General features: G+C 66.0%; 1 protein-coding gene. It reads left to right on the top strand.

The genetic code is table 11. From position 1 onward, the window contains the following. Positions 1-105 precede the first annotated feature (105 nt). Positions 106-1,074 (top strand): GlxA family transcriptional regulator, encoded by a 969-nt coding sequence (locus EN991_RS37150; RefSeq protein WP_013528701.1) that lies wholly within the window; start codon positions 106-108, stop codon positions 1,072-1,074. Positions 1,075-1,141: the final 67 nt, after the last annotated feature.

Below are 1,141 nucleotides of genomic sequence, written 5' to 3'. Positions count from 1 at the left end.
CCGATCGACGGGGGAGAGGAAGGGCAAGGGGCGGCGCGCGGACGTCTCATGATGATGGACCGGCCAATTGACCCCGAACCCCATCTGCCCGAAATGTAGCGCCCCATGGCCACGCGCGAACCACCCAAGCCCACTGAACCCCTCACTTTCGCCGTGCTGGTGTTCCCAGGTTTTCCGATGATGGCGTTCAGCTCGGTCATCGAGCCGCTGCGCGCCGCCAATGTCCTGGCGAAAAGAGAATGCTATCGCTGGATCATCGTCGGCGGCACGAAAGGTGCGGTCGAGGCGTCGAACGGCGTCGTCATCCAGCCGGGCTTTTACGCCGAGGATGCCCCGAAGGTCGACCGCATCGTCGTCTGCTCGGGCGGCGATGCCGATCACCTCGTCGCCGAGGACGCTGCACACTGGATCCGCAAGAGCCTGCGCAATGGCGCCCATATCGGGGCGGTGGCGGATGCCGCGTTCTTCCTGGCGCGCGCCGGCCTGCTCGACGGCCATGCCTGCACCTTGCACTGGACCAGCCAGGCCGCCTTCACCGAAGCCTTCCCCAACATCGAGCTCAGGCGCGACCTCTATGTCATCGACCGCAAGCGCTTCACCTCGGCCGGCGGCGTCGGCAGCCTCGACATGATGCTGGAGATCATCACCCGCGATTACGGCGCCGAGCTTGCCGCCGGCGTCGCCGAATGGTTCGTGCACAGCCAGCTGCGCTCCAGCATCGACCGCAAGATGATGCCGCTGCGCCTGCGCACTGGGGTCCAGAACGAGCTGGTGCTGTCGGCCATCGCCATCATGGAGGATGCGGTCGAGGAACGGCTCGGCATGGCCGAGCTGACCGCGAAGCTCGGCGTGTCCTCAGACAAGCTCGAGCGCTCCTTCCGCTCCGAACTCGCCATCTCGCCCAATGGCTACTACCGGCGCCTGAGGCTCAAACGCGCCGCCGATCTTTTGGCGCATTCGACGCTCGCCGTGCGCGACGTGGCGCTGGCATGTGGGTTTGCCTCGATGTCGAGTTTTGCCCGGGCGTTTCGCGAGGAGCATGGCCATCCGCCGAAACTGGCGCGGAGGCATTAGGGTAGTCAAAGGAATGGCGGGACAGCGCCCCCCTCTGTCCTGCCGGACATCTCCCCCTCAAGGGGGG

This window comes from Mesorhizobium sp. M7A.F.Ca.US.005.03.2.1, from assembly GCF_003997795.1.
GTDB lineage: Bacteria > Pseudomonadota > Alphaproteobacteria > Rhizobiales > Rhizobiaceae > Mesorhizobium > Mesorhizobium ciceri.
This window is presented reverse-complemented; position numbering and strand designations above follow the sequence as displayed.

What these genes read in the sequence shown, in the direction of transcription:
- EN991_RS37150 (WP_013528701.1), top strand. Translation starts at nt 106, where the DNA reads ATGGCCACGCGCGAACCACCCAAGCCCACTGAACCCCTCACTTTCGCC.